This is a genomic window from Pseudomonas poae RE*1-1-14, assembly GCF_000336465.1.
Lineage (GTDB): Bacteria > Pseudomonadota > Gammaproteobacteria > Pseudomonadales > Pseudomonadaceae > Aquipseudomonas > Aquipseudomonas poae.
This window is the reverse complement of the sequence record NC_020209.1, coordinates 3271127-3288467: the sequence shown is the minus strand read 5'-3', so window position 1 is coordinate 3288467 and position 17341 is coordinate 3271127. Positions and strand designations below refer to the sequence as shown.

The following is a 17341-nucleotide window of genomic DNA, read 5'->3' as shown; positions in this document are numbered from 1 at the left end:
GCTGTGATGGAATGACAGTGCACAGGCTGCCGCGCGCGCGCCGATTGAGCGAGCGCGGGCAATTGTAGGACTTGGCTATACAAGGCGAGGAAGTCAGTTAGGGGCCGGATCTTCAGGCCACGGATAGAGCGTTTGGATTTCGTTGAAGCGGGCAATGCCGGCGTCCCTCACCGCCTCCCAGCCGTTCTCGCCCATGACCTGCATGCGGTTGGCTTCGGCGAAGTAACGGTCAGATCCAACCACAGGCTCGGCATAAGCCGCAAGCCGCAAGCGTTCGACGTCTTCACGAGTCTGAGGGACTGTGGGAAACGATTGCTTGGTGATCTTCCCTTCAGCATCGATAGACCAAACGCCGTCGTTTTCCCGCACGAGCCTTAGCCATAGAGCGTCATCGACTTCGACTGCTCCGTTGGGAATTTGGTGGGTGCCTTTGATCAGGCGCAGGTGAAGGGTTCCGTCAGGGTGAAACGTTGCGTAATTCATGCTTCTTCCTCAAGTGCCTACCGCGATAAAAGACAACCCTGCTGACCCCGTGACACCGTTGTTGTAGGTGGTGAAGTGGTCGGGGAACACCGCACCGGTAGTGCCGCGCACGCCATCGCTAATACGGACGCTGTAATCGCCTGAGGGATCGTTGTTATAGGCTCCAATGACTACAGCCCCAACATCGTTGGGGAATGGGATTGGAAAGTAAGTCGTATTGATACTCGAACCCTTCAGCGTCAAGCCCACATTCCATTGAACAATCCAGCCTTTCAGCCATGTCGGAAATACGATATAGCCGACACGACCAATCAATATCCTGAATCCCCAGCGTTGTTTCTTTGGCGTCACTATGGTGCTGTCGTCGTCGCCGGCATTGACCAAATTCAGCGGAGCAATACGTGCCAGGCCTATTGCGCTTTCGGTGGCTTGAATGACCTTTGCCGCAATGGCCTGAAAGACTCGCAAAGCACTCATCGGCTTGTTCGTGTCAGCCCCGGTTTCGGCCTCAACCTGACTGGCGAACGGAACACCGTATCCTGCCAATGAGTTGGGTGTTCCCGTTAAGGCCGAGAACCTGAGCCCAGTCAGACCCGAGCCGACGCCGGAGATAGGGCCGGTAATGTCCACCCCGTCGGATGTGACCCGAACGCCGTTACCAGTCGCCCAAGGCGCAGAGCCCAGCCCCATAAACGCTGAGTTGATAGCACTGTAACTGCCGGTAAAGCCTACGCCGCCTTTTTCGCCGCCGTTGTTGCCAGCAATCAGCCCGGTTACCCAGTACTGTTTATCTGCTTGCTGAATGTAGATGGCCCTGGCATCGGCCATATTGATGGAATCCACCAGGGTCCCGCCATTGAGGCCCATCTCTTGAAACGTCGAAGGGCTATCGCCGCTAACGACGATGCCGCGTTTGTTGATTTCGACCCGCGTGTATCGGCCCGCTTTGCGGGTGTCTGGCAGTACATTGAGAAACCAGCTATCCACATATTCACGCGTTGCCAGGACAACCGAGGGGTCAATTTTCAGCTCAATGTTCGACGTGCTGCTGACGATCAGGTTGATCCGAATCACCTGGGTGCGTCCTGAACCCTGGGTCAGCAGGGGTTTGAATGTGGGTGCGCAGTTAGCGATGGCGACCAGATCGCCAGCGGCATCGTAAAGGCCGATTTCGCGAATCCACCAGCCACCGATGCTTTCGGGGATGATCTGCTCGGCGATGATGACGCTGGCGTTCTTCGGGTCGACCTTCACCTGGTTGAGTGGTGCACGTCGGCGCTCATTGATTAGCTTAGTTTGCGTACGGCTGGGAATAGGGTCTGCACCATTGGCGTCACCGACAGCCATCTGGGCAAAAGTCCACGGCACACCCAACGCATCGGCGTTGGCTTGCTTTGCCTCTCCGACTGCGGTCAGGATCGCGAAGAATTGGCTGTTTTGGTCGGTCATGGGTAGATGTCCATTGTGTCGATGTGATGGTCGCGGCCACCGACGGCAAGGTAGCCGCTGACATCGATGTCGCGCTGAGTCGGTGGATAAACACTGAGTTCGTCGCCTTCGTAAACGCTAACCCCGATAAACACTGTTCCGGTACTTTCCAGGCCGATGGCCAGGCCGGTCAGGTGGCGGGTGAGGGGCTTGGCGTCGTCGATCAACCAGGTGAGTTCCTGGTACATCTCTTCGGTGATACCGGTTTCCAGCACGCCTACTTTCAACGCGAATGTTCCGGGTACGCCTTCCGGCACCGTCTGCCACCACTCCAGCACCTCGATCAGGTACCCCAGCGGCTCGACCACTCGGCGCAGTGCGCCGATGGTGCCTTTACGAGAGTGGATGTAATGGGATGAGCGAATGGCTGCTCGCTTCGTGGCTTCGGTCCAGTTGCTGTCCCAGCGGTCAACCGAAAAGGCCCAGGCCAGGTATGGCAATACATTTAGGGGGCATGTGGTGGGGTTACAAAGCTGTCGGAGCGGGATTGGCACACGTTGGATTTGCGCAAGCGCCTGAGCAGCCTGACGCTCCAGCGGCGTGGCATTCCCGGGCAGCAACTGCTGGGCACCCATTACTCGACACCTCGGGTCACCGTGACATTGGTGCAGTACGGGGCCTGGGCCTTTGTGGCGACAATGTCCATCCAGCCTTCCAGCTCGACTTTGCGCACGCCCTCAACGTGCAGCGCCGCATGCAGGGCTGACTCTGAAACTTCCATACCCAGGCGGCGTCGTTGGATGACGTAGGCTCGCAGGCGACTCTCAGCTGCAGCAAGAATGGGTTCGGACTCAGGTCCACTGGACAGCAGGTAGAGTTTGGCTTTGACCTGGTACCGGACAATTTCGGCACCTTGGACGGTTAAGCGATCGCCCACCGGCCGGCGATCTTCATCGCTGAGGTAGGTTTTGACGGTGGCGAGCAAGTCGTCCGGGGCGGTGCCGTCGCCGAGTAATGATTGAACGGTGACGACTGCCACTGCGGGGGATGGGCTTTCAGCTGTCGCGTCAGCCACCCGGCCATCAGCTGCCCGTGCGTGAAAGATGTAGCTGTTTCGTGGGCCGGCGGTGCTCAGACCCTCCCAGGCCATCTGTGCCCGCTCACGTAAACTGTCGTCGCTCTCCATCAACTTTGGAACAGGTGGCACCGCCGTTGGCCTGCCTTCCTGAATGACCAGACGCTTGACGTTATAGTTGGCGGCCAACTGCTCCAGGTCCGTGCCGCGTGCGGTGGCGAGCAGGTTGGCCAGAGACGCTTCGTTGACCCGCTGCCGCCAGACCGTTTCGCGGTAGGCGTTCTCTTGCAGCAGCTTGGTCAGCGGCTCAGATTCCATGCCGAGGCGGGTAGCTATTTCCGCTTGTTTATCGACCGGCCAGAGGCTGATCATGTAGGCCCGGCGTTCTGCCAATATCACTTCGAAGTCGATCTGCTCGACGATCTGCGGCGCCGGGAGCTGGCTGAGGTCGATGGGCGCGAAGCTGTTCATACGCTACCTCCCAGTTGCAGCGGTACGCTGAGACTCAGCGGCTGGTTGGTGTCGACCACACTGCCTTCCAGATCCAGCAAAGCTTGGCCCAGCAGGTTCGCGCCAGTGAATTGCACGCGGCTAAGGCTGATCCTTGGTTCCCAACGCATCAGCGCCATGACGGTGGCCGCGTACACGCGGAGCCGGGTTACGTCGTTGAAGGGATGGTCCACCAACTCGGGTAACAGGCTGCCGTATTCACGGCGCATCACGCGTGTGCCGATGCGAGTGCTTAGGATGTCGGCTACGCATTGGTTGATATGGGCGAGGTTGTCGATCGCGCCGCCAGTTTCTCGGTTCATGCTGGAACAGGCCCCCCAGATTGATCTCCGCCGGATTTAACGCCGGTGTGCGGGTGTTTGACCAAACTGACGCCGTCCGCAACCACGTCAATCGAGACGGAGACTTTGCCGGAGATCGTCTGGTTGCCTTTTTGGATGTAGTCGCCCTGGTGGGTGATATCACCGACGAGATTGATACCGCCCTTGCTGACCAGGTTGGTGGTGCCGCCGTCGGGCAGGATGGCGTTCAAGTGATGAGCGACACTGTCGTACTCGATCACCGCGCCGTCGGCATAGGTGCGGCGGTGCAGGCCCGGACGGTTGCCGTTGGCCGGGATGTGATCGCTGGGCAGCCCGGTGATCACGACGCCGTTGGCGAGCTGCCCAGACGGGCTGAACAGGATCACTTGCTCGTCGACGGTGGGCGGATCCCACTCACGGTCAGCTCCCGCGCGCAGGGTCAGCCAGGGCAGCCAGGCGGTGGTCAGTGCGCCGGTTTTAACCTGCACGCGCGGGGGCTCCATCTGTACTGCGGCGATGACGCCGAAGCGGATGAGGTTTTCCAGCATGCGGGAGAGGGCGGCGAATTCGTTCATGGCGCCGATGGTGGCGCCACGCGCGTGGTGGCGCAGCTCCTTTACCTTGTAGCGGGCTGGTTTACAGTTCAGTAGAGTACATACTTGGATCGCAGGTCATAAATTGCCGCCCTTTTTACCAACCTCAAGTCAAGGGAATGCTATGAAATACGTGCCGCCATCGGTAAAGGAAACAGCGTTTAATTGCCCGCACTGCGGAGCGCTTGCCAAACAGTTTTGGCATTCACTTTATTTATCTCCGCATAGTGATGAAAGCCCTTTGCCAGGTATTTATACTCAAGAGGATATAGATAATTTTTGTGCTGGTCAGGATGCTCGGTCGCCTGAGGTTAAAAGTACAGTAGATTGGCTGAACAAAATGATTCAGGGTTATCCTCTGATAGAGAAGCGCAGTGAAACAAAATACTTAAATAGTCAGCTTATGAATTGCAATATTAGTCGTTGCTATAACTGTGATCAAACTGCTATATGGGTATACAATAAGTTAATGTATCCGGTGGTCGGTGATGTCGTTGCGGCTAACGCAGATATGCCTGAAGATATCAAGCGTGATTATAATGAGGCTGGCTCTATATTGAATCAGTCTCCCAGAGGTGCCGCTGCTCTTTTGAGGCTAGCCATACAGAAACTCTGTAAAGAACTTGGGCAGCCTGGTGAAAATATCAATACTGATATTAAGGCGCTTGTTGCGGCAGGTTTAGATAAGCGTGTGCAGCAGTCGCTAGATGTGGTTCGAGTAATCGGAAATTACGCGGTGCATCCCGGGAAAATTGACATGCGTGATGATCGCGCAACCGCTGAGTCATTGTTTAGGCTTGTTAATTTAATTGTTGATAAAACAATTTCCGATCCTAAGCATGTTCAAGAAGTATACGACTCGTTGCCGAGTAATCTGCTTGAGGCGATCACTGATCGGGATGCTCCGAAATCAAAGTAGATTACTTGGTTAAGTAATTTAATAGCCCGTCGCGGATCAATTTAAGATCCGCTTCGTCGTAGCCCAGCAACTCCCGTTGATCGTAATGAACGTCGGGAGCCCCGCGTTCTGCCCGGTCTTTCAAACCGTATTGATGCACCCTTGCAATCCTGGCTATGCGACCGGTGAACCCCACGGTTACGGCGTTGCTGTCGCCACGAATCTTCAGATAGGACGCGGTCCGCAACTTCTTGAACATGTCCAGCCGCCGGCGAATACGGCCCTGCTTGCCGCGCAGGTCACGCTTTTTCCGGGGCGCATACTTGCTCCCGTCCGGGTTTTCTTGGGCCATGACCCGCTTTTGCTGGCTCCGGCGCAGTTCCTGCCCAATGCTCCGGGCCAGCTTGACGCGTTCACCTGGCTCCAGGCGCTCCAGCAGCACCGATGCCCAGGTCTCAAGCGCTTCAAGGTTATTCGCCATCAGGTACCCTCCACTCACCGATATTGCCGTGAACTCCGGGCTTCCAGTTCGGGTCGAGGAAACTTGCGACGTACTGCGGTTCGTGTGGGTGCTTCACGGTGGTATTCCCCTGATCATCGGTGCCGACGACCACCCGCTCTGTCAGTGGGAGTGTCACGCTCAGGTCGACCTTGTCCTTGTCCAGGATGTCGGCTTCGAACTGAATGCCGTTCTTCACGTTGTCGAGGTTTTCCAGCAGTTCGGATTGGTTGACGCTGAGCCAACCCAATATCGGGAGAAACACGCTATCAGGATGGCCGGCGAACGCGGTGAGGATGATCTGCAGATCAAAGCTGTATTCAAACGACAGGGTGTGAGCGGCGGTGCACCGTACCTTGCCGTTGTCGATGAAGATCAGCAGCCGATCGGGGTCGTGCTTGAATTCGGCGACGGTGGCCAGCAGGTGCGCGCGCAGACTTTCTGCTTTGTTCATGGTGTGGCCTGCTGGTGTTTGTAGACAATGTCGACCTGATTGGCGCAGTCGGCCCAAGCGGCCTCGGCGCGGTCTTGGTCGGTCAGCAGGTCACCGTTGCTGAGCGGGCCGGTCGCCGGCAGGTGGCACGGAACCACGGCCGGACAGCCAGTCACGATAAGCGGCGGCGCCGGTGATGGCGGGGCGGTCCCGCAGCCTGCGAGCAGCGTCAGGCAAAAGCTGAGCAGCCCAGTCACGTAGTTCGGCGTTTTCACGTTTCAGTTCCTCGACGGTTCGTTCGCGGTTTGCCAGGATCTGGCGCAGTTGATCCTTCTGAAGGCGGAGGGTGCTTTGCGCCTCGCGTTCCTGTTTGAGGGTTTCGGTGAGCGTATTGGCGGTGTTCAGGTTGCGGTCAGCGTCAGCGCGAGCCGTTTTGGCTGCAGCAGTGGCGCTCTCGGCTTTGCTTTTAGCGACGTCAATGCGTGTTTCCTGAGCCCATATCAGCAGCGCCAAGGCACCGAGCAGGGCGAGGCCGAATAGGATCTGGCGCACGGTGCTCATGCCCGGTACCAGCCGAGCTTGTTCATGGCCGCGGTGTCGAGCTGTTGGATGGGCCCACGTACGATTACGGCTCTGGCGTTGTTCATCAACTGGATGCACTCGGCCAGCTGCAGCATGTCGTCCTGCTCAGTCGATTCCGGCACCACCAGCAGATCGCCGTCCTGCACCTTCAGCTTCTTCACCGCTTTGAAGTCGATCATGCCGCCACCCCTTGCCCACACTCGCAGCCGGCATGCCGTTCGTACGCGCGCTGCAGCTTGGTGTCGTAGAGGTTGCGCAGGTAGTCCGGCCCGTTATAGAGCCGGGCAAACTCGGCCCATTTGCGGGCTTTCAGGGCCTTGTGCAGTACCGGGTCGGTTTCGATGAAGCGGGTGAAGGCGTCGAATTGCTGGGATTCGCCGGCACTCATTGCCGCGACGAATTCCTGCACGCTGGCGTAGCCGAGGCGTTGCCAGTGGAAGCCCATGATCTGGAATGCGCCCCAGGACGCAGACTCCAGTGCGGCCGTGTCATCAATCAAGCGGGCCATCGCCAGGCGCTGGTGCTCGGCGGTGCCGCCGATGTAGCCGCCGGCCTTCGGGTTGACCAGGGCCGGGTTGGTCGCTGCCAATTCATCGGCGTGGCGCTTGAGCTCCGCAGGGTCATCGCCTACGCGTTGAACTTTGGCGAGCTGGCGGAACATGATGTGCCGTTCGAACAGGATCACCGGCTTGCCGTTATCGAGGAAGCCTTTACCCTTGGACTCCACTTCGTTGACCGCGTAGATGCTGGCCAGCGGCACGTCGAGGCGCTGGGCAGCGACCACCAGATCGTTATTGCGCAGCAGCTGCGCGCAGTCACCACCCGCCAGACTGGCCTGGGTCTTGGCACCGGCAATGCCATCGGCTACCAGGCCGGCTTTCACCTGGTACGCACGCACGGCCGCTTCGGTAGCGTCACCGTAGTGGCCGTCCGGTACCAGCGTGGCACCATGCCTGTTGAGATTCTTCTGCAGGATAAGCACTGCCTGCGAGCGGTCGCCGTGGCGAAGGGTGGTGGTCATGCGCTGGGCCTCAATAGGGCGGCGACATTGCCGCGTGAACGGAAAATCAGGATGCAGAGCAGCACGATGGACGCGGCCTGCCCGAGGCTGGTGGGCTGTCGCTCCAGAAGAATTTCCAGACCGCAGATGCACAGGACAGCCCCAAACAGGCTTGCAAGCAGCGAGATGCTGCGCCGGTACCGCGCTTCGCCTCGGGTGTAGCAGGCCAGGCGCAGGGCGCTCAGCAGGTAGGCGATTGCCGCGATCAACTGCACGGCCAGTTCCATGTTCGGCATATCAGGTGCCCCCTCTGATGCGACGCCAGATGTCCCAGATATCCGCTTTTTCCACCCACATCATCAGTTTGATGCTGATCGGGATGACCACCAGGGCGCAGATAAAGGCGCTGCCACCGCTGGTGATGAACGGGATTGCTTGCAAAGCGATAGGCGCGAACAGGTAGCCCACCCCTGCGGACAGGAACAGTGAGCCCAGGCGCTGCCAGACCTTGAGGTCGCGCTTAAGACTGGTCACCAGCCAGGCACCGAGGATGGCGCCGAACAGCGCCCCGTCGTCGATAACAGGCGTAACGGTGGACAGGCCCAAGCCAATAAGAAGGCCAGTCACAACGCTGGAAGTCGGATCAGCCATGGTGTGGATTTCCTTGGTTGCAGAGGATCAGTCCCATAGGTTCACCATCTGCCGTTGGGGCGCGCTGGTTTTGGCTTCGGGCATGCTGACAGTGAGGCCTTGCGGCAGAATCGGGCCGTGATCGGCCAGGCCGGGGTTAGCCTCGAGCACGGCCTCTGTGACGCCTGCGGTGCGGCCGTAAAACCGCCAGCACAGGGCATCGACGGTTTCGTTTTGATTGGTGCGGATCTGCACAGGCATCAGATCAGCTCCACGGTGGTGCGGCTTTTGCCGAGAAAATCACGCACTGCCCACCGCAGGTCGCGGCGGTAGTCGTCGATGGTGGGTGCAACCTCTTCGGCCTTGTTGTTGCCGGTGTTGGTGGCGCTGTAGTCGCGAAAACGCTCACACACCTCGGCGCCGGTACCGGCCTCGATCGCGCGGCGGTAGAGGTGAGCCTTTACCGAGACGTCCTTGATCCGGTCGCCTGGTACGGCTTCCAACGTGGCATAGCCAGCTGCCTGTTGAGCTGCTCGCCAGTCACTCAGCTCGCGGTTGAGGTTGATAGCGGCGGAGATCACGGCGGTTTCCAGGCGGGCTTGGGTGACGCTGGAGTCGATGCGAAGGGTGGCGCGCACGGCATCCAGATCGATCGAAGGCCAAAATGGGTCAGTGTTGATGTGGCCGCCAGGTGCGGTGCCGCTGGCTACGAATGCGCTCATAGGGAAGGGCTCCGGCTTTCCGTGCGGGAAATCTCACGCCGGATGTGCTGCCTAGCGAATTCAGGGTGCTGCGTGCAGAGGTAGTCAAACGCCCGCATCGAGTTGCGATTCACAAGGCGCTGTTGGTGCGCGTTGGCCGGCATGATGGCGCCGCGTATGACGGGGCCCGTGCAGACGCTGCGGTCATACGCTTCTGTTTCTACGACGTACTGTTCAGCTGCTGCAGACATGCGCCGTTCGGATTCCGTAGGAGTGAAAGCACTCTGGTAGAGGTTGGCAAAGGCGGTGTTCATGACTGCACTCGAAAATAGATCGCCGGTGGTCGGGGCTTCACGGTCAGGAGGAGCGGCCTGGCCGATCCGCCCCGAGCCGGCGGGGTGCGTGGGGACGCTCAGTTAGCTGCTGGAGCAGCGTATTTTTTGAGGAGACGCTCGACGCGCTCCAGATCCTTTTTGCCACCGCAGTTGGTGTGCAATTCAATGGCACGGGCCAGGTGAGTTCTGGCTGCTTCCAACATCACCAGAGCAACCGTCTTGATTTCAGAGGTGTCATCGTCAGAGACCTTCTCGGCATAGGCTTTGCCCAGGGCCAAATGCAGCTTGGCTTTGGCCTGATCAGGCATGTCCTCACTGCCCGCGATTTCCTCGGTGCGTTGCAGTAGCAACAGATCGAACGTGCCGCCAGCCTTCTGCGTCTTCAGGGCAACTTCGGCAATTTCTTCGGCAACAATGGTGCCGGTGGTGCGTTCGAAGCGGTCAGGCATCAGCAATGAGTGCGCAATGACGTACTCGGCAATGTCCAGGGCGCCGGTAAAATCGCCGGCATCCATCCGCCAAACCATCAAGGTGGTCAGCACTTGGTCCTGCGCGCCTTTGCCCTCGGCGAGAACACCTTCCACGTACGGGACGTACTCAGGCAGCAGTTGCTTCTTCAGTTCCGCTTTGCCCTCGGTGGACTGCACCTGTTTCAAGCGCAAGTAGTCCTGCTGGAGCTTCGCCAGGTGCAGTTCGTAAACAGTGGAACCTTCCATGGTCATGGCTGGGCCGGCCACAGCAGCCGCTGCAACGGCTGCTGTGACGCGCTGGAAGTGACGACGGCAAGGGTTGGTCATGGTTGCTCGCCTTAGCTCAGGGTGATGTTTTCGGCCATGGCTGCGCAGCCAAGGTCTTCGATCACGTAGGCTTCATTGACTGACTCGTAATTTTCAATACGGTCGCGTTTGGCGTTATCCACCACCGTGCGGCGGCGGGTGCCTTCCTGCCAGTAGATCGACAGGTTGTCGAGGCGGGTAACCAGCAGGCCGTTCGGCGGGAAGTGAGGCACTCGCACCGCTGGCAGGTTGCCGATGCGCTTCTGGCTAGTGACGATATCGGCCGCGAGCATTTCGGTCGGCGCTTGGGTCTTGTTGATGATCGGGAAGTACTTGTCGGCCAGCAGCTGGCGCCCGCAGATCACCACCAGGTCAGTGTCTTCCTGGTACCAAGGTTCGATGAACTCGTTGACCATGCTGACGACCAGGGCGTCGATGTTTTCGAAGTCTTTGCCCGCGCCGATCTGGATCTTGCCGCTGCCATCGACCACTTCTTTCATAACGCGTGCAGGGTTCTCCAGGCGCATCTTTTGCAGCCATCCGACGTTAACGTCCTGCAGCAGCTTGTTGATGTCCGGTTTAGAGGTCGCCGCACGGCTGGTACCGTTCCAGCCAATCATGATCCGGTTGAGCGCCTGGGCCCGGATGATGGCGTCACGGATACGCGCCTGGAAGTCTTTGAACTTGGCCCATTGATCCAGCTTCTGGTAACGCAGGCCCGTATCGAAGTTGGTTTGGGTGCAGGTGTAACTACGGTTGTCGAGGCCGGTAGGGTCGCGTGGCTCGCGGTCTTGCTGGGTGGTATCGGTGGTGCCGGCAATAGTACCGTCGATACCGATGCCGATTTTTTCGCCCGACTGCTCAGCCACGCCGTAGACGTTGATCGAGCTGAGAAACGCGCTCGACTCCTGCATCCGGGTTTCCAACGTCTGTGCAACGGATGGAGCGGCTGTGAATTTGGTGGTGACGTCGCTCACGCCGTGTAATTGGGCGAGTTGTTGCAGGTAAGCGTTGAAAAGAACGCGAGTATCGTTACGCATGGTGTTCTCCGATGTTCCTTGGCTGGGTGTTGTCCGTGATCTGGATTAGCAGTCGGTGACGAGTGCGCCGTCACCGCCCGTAGCCGGCGGGCGAACGGAGTACTGCGGTTTCTGGCCGGTGGTGTCCGGGGTTTTTTCGAGTTGTTGAACCAACGCAGTGAAGTCGGCAGACAGCTTTTCGTGAGCGGTCTGCAGCTTTTCGCGTGCAGTTTTTTCGGCGGTAAAGGCCTCACCCTGACCGGCGACGTGCTCGGCCATGGCTTCAACAGCCTCGCCGAGTTCAGTGAAAAGAGCGGCGTCCTTGCCTTCCTTGTCCTTGCTCTTGCCGAGGAGGTCGAGAACGCGGCTGAACAGGCCTGCGACCTTGCCGCTTTCGTCCTCAACTTCTTCGAATTCAAGTTCGATCTCGATGGCCTCGGAAAAGAGGTTGGCGGGATCGCGTTTACGGTTGGCTAGCGGGTTCATATCCGGGTGCTGGGCACTGAACGTCAGCATCTCGGTGCCGAGGCTGGCGGGCGTGTCAGTGACCGCGATGCCGTCCAGATAGGCGCGCCCGGTGTCGGCGAACTTCGGCCGGATCTCGATGCTGGTGAACATTTTTTGCCGTGCTTTGTTCATCGCTACCAGGTCGGCGGTCGGCTCGATTTGGGCGAACAAGGCCAGTTTTTTTGCGCCGGCAATTTCAACTTCTTCAGTCTTCAGCGCCACCACGTCACCGTAGGCGCGGAAAGGGCTATCGGGCATTAGGCTGCGCATGTGCTCAATCCAGACCCGTGCGCCGTACGTGTTTTGGCTATAGGTTTCGGCAGCGTCGACCAGCCATTGGCGTTCGATCTGGCGACCATCGGTAGTGGCACCTTCAACGGCGACACGGAAAAACTTGGAACGTTGTTTCTTGGCTGGGTTGTCGGTTTTGCCGGCCATGCGTGGATCCCTCAGTGCGGTGGCAGTCTGCCTTGGCGATGAGCGCATGTTGTTGAGCGCGGGCGCGACGGGCAACGAGGCGCTCTTGTAGAGCGGGCGCTTACAAGGGGCGGCGCGGGAACTGTTCGCGCGCGGGCGGCAGCATCTGCGCCATGAATGCCATCGTCGAACTACCTACCGATCACCGCCGCCACGCCAAGCACCTGTATTGGCAGGGCTATCGTGTGTGCGAGATCGCTGAGCTGATCGGGGAGAAAGAGAAAACGCTCCACAGCTGGAAGGCCCGCGACGAATGGGACCGCGCGACACCGCTGGAGCGAATCCAGGCGGCGACCGAAGCCCGCCTGGTGCAGTTGATCCTGAAAGACCCCAAGTCAGGGTCCGACTACAAGGAAATTGACCTGTTGCACCGGCAGCTGGAGCGGCAAGCTCGCATCCAGCGGTTCAACGAGGGCGGCACCGAAACCGAGCTAAATCCCAACCTTTCCAAGCGCAATGAGGGGCCGAAGAAGGCGCCCAAACGCAACGTGTTCGAAGAAGAACACATTGAAAAGCTGACTGAGGCGTTCATTGACGGGTGCTTTGGCTATCAGCTGGATTGGTACAAGGCGGGCAGTCAGCGGACCCGTGCGATTCTCAAGTCACGACAGATCGGCGCGACCTACTATTTCGCCCGTGAGGCGTTGATTGACGCGCTGACAACAGGCCGTAACCAAATCTTCCTGTCGGCCTCGAAAAACCAGGCACATATCTTTAAAGCGTACATCCAGGCCTTCGCCCGTGAGGTGGTTGGCGTCGAGCTCACGGGAGACCCAATTATACTGGGCAATGGTGCTGAGTTGCACTTCCTCGGCACCAACGCTCGCACTGCCCAGGGCTATCACGGCAATTTCTACTTCGACGAATTCTTCTGGACTTTCAAATTCAAGGAACTGAACAAGGTCGCCAGCGGCATGGCGATGCAGAAGCAATACCGCCGAACCTACTTTTCGACGCCATCCAGCATGGCGCACGAGGCCTACACGTTCTGGACCGGCGAGCGGTTCAACAAGGGCAAGCCTGCGGCGCAACGGGTCAAAATCGACGTCTCTCACGATGCTTTGCAACAGGGCCGGCTTTGCGAGGACCGGGTTTGGCGGCAGATCGTCACCATTCTCGATGCTGAAGACCGTGGCTGCGACCTGTTCGACCTGGACGAGTTGCGCCAAGAATACGATGCCGAGGCTTTCCAGAACTTGCTGATGTGCCAGTTCATCGACGACGGGGCCAGCATTTTCCCGCTTGCGATGCTGCAGCCGTGCATGGTGGACAGCTGGGATCTATGGGCCGAGGACTACAAACCTTTTGCCGCGCGTCCGTTTGGGGATCGTCAGGTTTGGGTTGGCTACGACCCGGCCGAAAGCGGCGACAGCGCCGCTTTGGTGGTAATTGCTCCACCGACTGTTGCCGGCGGCAAATTCCGCGTGCTGGAGAGACACCAATTCCGGGGGATGGACTTCGCCGCCCAGGCGGAATCGATCCGCCAGGTCACCAGACGCTACTGGGTGACTTACATCGGTATTGACATCACGGGTATGGGGTCCGGCGTTGCGCAGCTGGTGAAACAGTTCTTCCCGAACATCACCACGTTCAGTTACTCGCCCGAGGTCAAAACGCGCCTGGTGCTGAAGGCCTACGACGTAATCAAGAACGGTCGTTTGGAGTTCGATGCCGGTTGGACAGACATGGCCCAATCGTTGATGGCTATCCGCAAAACAGTCACCGCCTCCGGGCGTCAGTTCACTTATACGGCGGGTCGCACCGACGAGACAGGCCACGCCGACTTGGCGTGGGCGACCTTCCACGCCCTGCACAACGAGCCTCTTGAGGGGCAGACCACGGCGAATACCGGATTTATGGAGTCCTATTGATGAGCAAGCGTAAGCGCGGAACCCAACTGAACGTCGCTCCCCCTCCGATCGAGGGTGACTTGTTGCCACCTGAGTCCGGGCCTGTTGAGGCCTTCACCTTTGGTGATCCCGCACCAGTGCTGGACAGCCGCGAGATCCTTGACTACCTGGAATGCTGGGCCAATGGGCGTTGGTTCGAAACGCCCATGTCTATGGATGGCCTGGCGAAAACAACGCGCGCTAGCGTGTACCTGCAGTCCGGACTCAACTTCAAGCGCAACATGCTGGCCCGCACGTTCGTCCCCCACCGGCTGTTGAACCGCCAGGCCTTCGAGCAGTTCGCCCTCGATTGGCTCTGGTGCGGCAACTGCTACCTGGAAAAGCGCAACAACATGCTGCGCAACACGATGGGTTTGCTGCCACCCCTGGCGAAGTACATACGCCGAGGCGTGGACATGGAGACCTATTACCAAGTGCGGGGCTGGAAGGACGAACACGAGTTTGCGCCAGGCTCGATCTGCCACCTGCGCGAAGCTGACATCAACCAGGAAATATACGGGTTGCCCGAGTGGCTGGCAGCCCTGCAGAGCGCGTTGCTCAACGAGAGCGCCACCCTGTTTCGCCGCAAGTACTACAACAACGGCAGCCATGCCGGTTTCATTCTGTACATGACTGACGCGGCGCAGAAGGAAGAAGACATCGACTCACTGCGCACCGCGCTGAAGAATTCGAAAGGGCCGGGCAACTTCCGCAACCTGTTCGTCTACGCGCCGGCCGGGAAGAAGGATGGCATTCAGCTTATCCCGGTCAGTGAGGTAGCTGCCAAAGACGAATTCAGCTCAATCAAGAACATCAGCCGCGACGATCTGCTCGCGGCATTGCGCATTCCGCCGCAGTTGATGGGCATCGTGCCGCAGAACGCGGGCGGATTCGGGTCGTTGCGGGAGGCCGCTGAGGTTTGGGCTGTGAACGAACTTGAGCCACTTCAGGCTCGGCTGGCCCAGGTCAATGAATGGCTTGGTGAAGAAGTCGTCAGCTTCAAAGAATTTGAGCTTCCGACGGGGGGGAAGTAGTACCCCCGCGCAGCAAACGAGGCGACGAGCTGGTGCGCTAACACCCGCTCGACGCTGAATCACTCGAACACGCCGAGTGCTCCAACCAAGGCCTCGCCCCACTGCGCAGGGGGTGCGAAGCCTAAGCGAATCCAATTTCCAAAACAAGGATCACTTATGAGCACACCAATAATCCCCTGGATGGGCGGCAAGCGCCGCCTGGCAGATCGCTTAATCCCGCTTTTCCCACCCCACGAATGCTATGTCGAGGTGTTTGCCGGCGGCGCCGCGCTTTACTTCATGCGGCCCCAGGCCGCTCCGGTCGAAGTTCTCAACGACATCAACGGCGACCTGGTGACTCTGTATCGAGTGGTTCAGAACCACCTGGAAGAGTTCGTGCGACAGTTCAAGTGGGCGCTCAGCTCACGTCAGGTGTTCGAATGGCAGAAGATGACCAGGCCGGAAACGCTGACCGATATCCAGAGAGCGGCACGATTCTTCTACCTGCAGCACCACGCTTTTGCCGGGAAGGTCAGCGGACAGACATTCGGGACTGCTACCACGGGGCCGGCAATCAACCTGCTACGAATCGAGGAGAACCTGTCAGCCGCCTGGCAGCGCCTGTCCGGCACGTACGTCGAGAATTTGGGGTGGCTTGAATGTGCCGAGCGCTACGACCGGCCGCATACCTTCCACTACATGGATCCGCCGTACTGGCAAACTGCAGGTTATGGCGTGGACTTCCCCTTTGAAAACTATGAACGGATGGCCGAGTTTATGCGGCGTTGCAAGGGCAAGGTGATGGTGAGTATCAATGACCACCCTGATATCCGACGTGTGTTTGAGGGGTTTCACTTCGAAACGGTGGACATTCGATACAGCACGACGAATCAACGACAGGCGAAAGCCGAAGTCAGCGGCGAATTGGTGATCATGAACTGGGAGCCGAACGCTTTTGGCGGACTTTTTTAACGCCGGTTTGCCTTGATACCGCACTATCTGCTCGGCACGCTCGTTGAGCGTTGCCGGGTTCAACCAGTCATTGGGCAGGTGCTGCACCAGCTGGCTGATTGACCTCTTTGGCGACAAAGCCACTGCCCGCGCATGTTGGGCAATCCTCCCTCCGCTCAAAGCGATCAAGACAGGCACTGCACTTAGTGAATCTGGCGGATACCAGCAGCGGCCGGGCCTTCTGGTAGCTTTCAAAGTCGTGTTCTTCCAACGCCACCTGTGCGCAATCCACTAGGGCCCGATAGGTGTCAGCATCGCTAACGACCGGGTAGACCCTGCCGTTGATGACTTGGGCGGTCTGCACCAGGTCGTAAAGCTCGCCGGAGGCCGCTGTAAGCAGCAGCCCCTTTATAGGCCATGGCTCATTGTTATGACGGAACAACAGGTGCAGGTCATGTTTGTTGCCATACACCTTCCCATCAAATCCCCCCGCGCTTGGGGACGTGGCTGAATAGTAAGTGTTGGCCATTATCCGTCCAATGCACACCGAGCGCTCTCTGCTAACGACGTCGTAGTGGCCGCCAAAAAAGTACCCCTCAGCGAGGGCGGCCAGTTCTTCGACGGCATGCCAATACGCCGCATCAGCCTGTTCGTCCATTTCGAACTTTTCCATTTGATCAATCACGCCCGCCTCCAGCATGTCCCGGGTTTCCCAGCGGCACACCGTTCTATGGGCCTCCGGGTTATCGATCCGGTAAACATCGTCGTCGAGGATTCGACGCCACTTGGCGAGCCAAGCCGTCTTGAGTTGAGAAGGGGTCATACGGTTGACTGCTTATATTTAACTGTATGCGCATACAGTAATCGAGGATTGACCATCACGCGATTTGAGGCGACGAACTGTAGGCGAGGGGGAGGCCTGTGGAGCTGGAAACTAAGCGGGGAGGCGATGAACTTTCGCGCTTCAAGGCGACGAAAAAACCCATTCCAACATAGCATTTTCATGCTTGCCAAGCAATGGAAAACGAGGGCTTCGCCCAGCAAATGCTGGGTTTCGACGGCTGGCTCAAGACTGGCCGGCCTGCCGCTTGCGGTTGTCGCATGCCGCACGTTGGGGGAGTTGGCGTGCCACATCAGGGGCGGGCCAACGACGTGCCACAAATCGGGGCAGTGGCGTGCTACAGGCGGTCGGGCAGGGCTGTCTTCACCCGGCGCGCGCCGTCGTCCCCCCACCACGCCT

Annotated in this window: 23 protein-coding genes and 2 pseudogenes; 4 read left to right on the top strand and 21 right to left on the bottom strand. The window is 58.8% G+C overall.

Annotation, left to right across the window (positions count from 1 at the left end; genetic code table 11):
* Positions 1 to 93: 93 nt before the first annotated feature.
* From H045_RS14185 to H045_RS14160, 6 genes are read right to left on the bottom strand one after another with little or no spacing between them, the layout of a single operon-like run.
* Positions 94 to 483 (bottom strand): hypothetical protein, encoded by a 390-nt coding sequence (locus H045_RS14185; protein ID WP_015372721.1) that lies wholly within the window; start codon positions 481 to 483, stop codon positions 94 to 96.
* Positions 484 to 492: 9 nt separating this feature from the next.
* Positions 493 to 1932, bottom strand: a complete 1440-nt coding sequence (locus tag H045_RS25515) for a phage tail protein (protein ID WP_015372720.1) — start codon at positions 1930 to 1932, stop codon at positions 493 to 495.
* Complete coding sequence (locus H045_RS14175) at positions 1929 to 2546, bottom strand: phage tail protein I (RefSeq protein WP_015372719.1); 618 nt, start codon at positions 2544 to 2546, stop codon at positions 1929 to 1931. Before H045_RS14175 ends, H045_RS25515 begins: the two co-directional genes overlap by 4 nt.
* Positions 2546 to 3457, bottom strand: a complete 912-nt coding sequence (locus H045_RS14170) for a baseplate assembly protein (protein ID WP_015372718.1) — start codon at positions 3455 to 3457, stop codon at positions 2546 to 2548. Before H045_RS14170 ends, H045_RS14175 begins: the two co-directional genes overlap by 1 nt.
* Complete coding sequence (locus H045_RS14165; RefSeq protein WP_015372717.1) at positions 3454 to 3798, bottom strand: GPW/gp25 family protein; 345 nt, start codon at positions 3796 to 3798, stop codon at positions 3454 to 3456. The genes H045_RS14170 and H045_RS14165 overlap by 4 nt, the downstream gene beginning before the upstream one ends.
* The gene (locus H045_RS14160) at positions 3795 to 4373 is read right to left on the bottom strand and encodes a phage baseplate assembly protein V (RefSeq protein ID WP_015372716.1); all 579 of its coding nucleotides are present in this window, start codon (positions 4371 to 4373) and stop codon (positions 3795 to 3797) included. Before H045_RS14160 ends, H045_RS14165 begins: the two co-directional genes overlap by 4 nt.
* A gap of 142 nt (positions 4374 to 4515) precedes the next feature.
* Between H045_RS14160 and H045_RS25510 the strand changes: the two genes are divergently transcribed.
* Entirely contained in the window at positions 4516 to 5310 is a 795-nt protein-coding gene (locus H045_RS25510; RefSeq protein ID WP_041931515.1) for a DUF4145 domain-containing protein, read from the top strand.
* A gap of 1 nt (position 5311) precedes the next feature.
* Here H045_RS25510 and H045_RS14150 read toward each other — a convergent pair whose 3' ends face one another.
* The 14 genes and pseudogenes from H045_RS14150 to H045_RS14090 all read right to left on the bottom strand — a co-directional run bounded on the left by H045_RS14150 (position 5312) and on the right by H045_RS14090 (position 12209).
* Complete coding sequence (locus tag H045_RS14150; protein WP_015372714.1) at positions 5312 to 5770, bottom strand: phage virion morphogenesis protein; 459 nt, start codon at positions 5768 to 5770, stop codon at positions 5312 to 5314.
* Positions 5760 to 6242 carry a phage tail protein gene (locus tag H045_RS14145; protein WP_015372713.1) on the bottom strand — a complete coding sequence of 161 codons (483 nt, stop codon included), beginning with the start codon at positions 6240 to 6242 and terminating at the stop codon, positions 5760 to 5762. Before H045_RS14145 ends, H045_RS14150 begins: the two co-directional genes overlap by 11 nt.
* Positions 6239 to 6424: pseudogene (gene lysC / locus H045_RS25505) on the bottom strand (Rz1-like lysis system protein LysC); the annotation flags it as partial. The pseudogene lysC and the gene H045_RS14145, both read right to left, overlap by 4 nt.
* Positions 6342 to 6782, bottom strand: a pseudogene (gene lysB / locus H045_RS14140) (Rz-like lysis system protein LysB); the annotation flags it as partial. The pseudogenes lysC and lysB, both read right to left, overlap by 83 nt.
* Entirely contained in the window at positions 6779 to 6982 is a 204-nt protein-coding gene (locus H045_RS14135) for a hypothetical protein (protein ID WP_015372710.1), read from the bottom strand. The pseudogene lysB and the gene H045_RS14135, both read right to left, overlap by 4 nt.
* The gene (locus tag H045_RS14130; RefSeq protein WP_015372709.1) at positions 6979 to 7824 is read right to left on the bottom strand and encodes an N-acetylmuramidase domain-containing protein; all 846 of its coding nucleotides are present in this window, start codon (positions 7822 to 7824) and stop codon (positions 6979 to 6981) included. Before H045_RS14130 ends, H045_RS14135 begins: the two co-directional genes overlap by 4 nt.
* Positions 7821 to 8099 carry a phage holin family protein gene (locus H045_RS14125; RefSeq protein ID WP_015372708.1) on the bottom strand — a complete coding sequence of 93 codons (279 nt, stop codon included), beginning with the start codon at positions 8097 to 8099 and terminating at the stop codon, positions 7821 to 7823. Before H045_RS14125 ends, H045_RS14130 begins: the two co-directional genes overlap by 4 nt.
* A gap of 1 nt (position 8100) precedes the next feature.
* Positions 8101 to 8454 (bottom strand): putative holin, encoded by a 354-nt coding sequence (locus H045_RS14120; protein ID WP_015372707.1) that lies wholly within the window; start codon positions 8452 to 8454, stop codon positions 8101 to 8103.
* A 27-nt stretch (positions 8455 to 8481) separates the two neighbouring features.
* Positions 8482 to 8694, bottom strand: coding sequence for a tail protein X (locus H045_RS14115; protein ID WP_041931514.1), 213 nt, complete (start codon positions 8692 to 8694; stop codon positions 8482 to 8484).
* Entirely contained in the window at positions 8694 to 9155 is a 462-nt protein-coding gene (locus tag H045_RS14110) for a head completion/stabilization protein (RefSeq protein WP_015372705.1), read from the bottom strand. The genes H045_RS14115 and H045_RS14110 overlap by 1 nt, the downstream gene beginning before the upstream one ends.
* Complete coding sequence (locus tag H045_RS14105) at positions 9152 to 9448, bottom strand: hypothetical protein (RefSeq protein WP_015372704.1); 297 nt, start codon at positions 9446 to 9448, stop codon at positions 9152 to 9154. Before H045_RS14105 ends, H045_RS14110 begins: the two co-directional genes overlap by 4 nt.
* Positions 9449 to 9546: 98 nt before the next feature.
* Positions 9547 to 10266, bottom strand: coding sequence for a phage terminase small subunit (gene gpM, locus H045_RS14100; RefSeq protein WP_015372703.1), 720 nt, complete (start codon positions 10264 to 10266; stop codon positions 9547 to 9549).
* A gap of 11 nt (positions 10267 to 10277) precedes the next feature.
* On the bottom strand, positions 10278 to 11285 hold the full coding sequence (locus H045_RS14095; RefSeq protein ID WP_015372702.1) for a phage major capsid protein, P2 family: 1008 nt from the start codon (positions 11283 to 11285) through the stop codon (positions 10278 to 10280).
* A 45-nt stretch (positions 11286 to 11330) separates the two neighbouring features.
* Entirely contained in the window at positions 11331 to 12209 is an 879-nt protein-coding gene (locus tag H045_RS14090) for a GPO family capsid scaffolding protein (RefSeq protein WP_015372701.1), read from the bottom strand.
* Positions 12210 to 12361: 152 nt separating this feature from the next.
* Here H045_RS14090 and H045_RS14085 point away from each other — a divergent pair, with 152 nt between their 5' ends.
* The 3 genes from H045_RS14085 (at position 12362) to H045_RS14075 (ending at position 16122) form a co-directional block, all read left to right on the top strand.
* Positions 12362 to 14119, top strand: coding sequence for a terminase ATPase subunit family protein (locus H045_RS14085; RefSeq protein WP_015372700.1), 1758 nt, complete (start codon positions 12362 to 12364; stop codon positions 14117 to 14119).
* Positions 14119 to 15171 carry a phage portal protein gene (locus H045_RS14080; RefSeq protein ID WP_015372699.1) on the top strand — a complete coding sequence of 351 codons (1053 nt, stop codon included), beginning with the start codon at positions 14119 to 14121 and terminating at the stop codon, positions 15169 to 15171. Before H045_RS14085 ends, H045_RS14080 begins: the two co-directional genes overlap by 1 nt.
* A 156-nt stretch (positions 15172 to 15327) precedes the next feature.
* Positions 15328 to 16122, top strand: coding sequence for a DNA adenine methylase (locus tag H045_RS14075; RefSeq protein WP_015372698.1), 795 nt, complete (start codon positions 15328 to 15330; stop codon positions 16120 to 16122).
* A 67-nt stretch (positions 16123 to 16189) separates the two neighbouring features.
* On the opposite strand, the gene H045_RS14070 is transcribed toward H045_RS14075, so the two are convergent.
* Complete coding sequence (locus H045_RS14070) at positions 16190 to 16924, bottom strand: hypothetical protein (RefSeq protein ID WP_015372697.1); 735 nt, start codon at positions 16922 to 16924, stop codon at positions 16190 to 16192.
* Positions 16925 to 17341 lie beyond the last annotated feature (417 nt).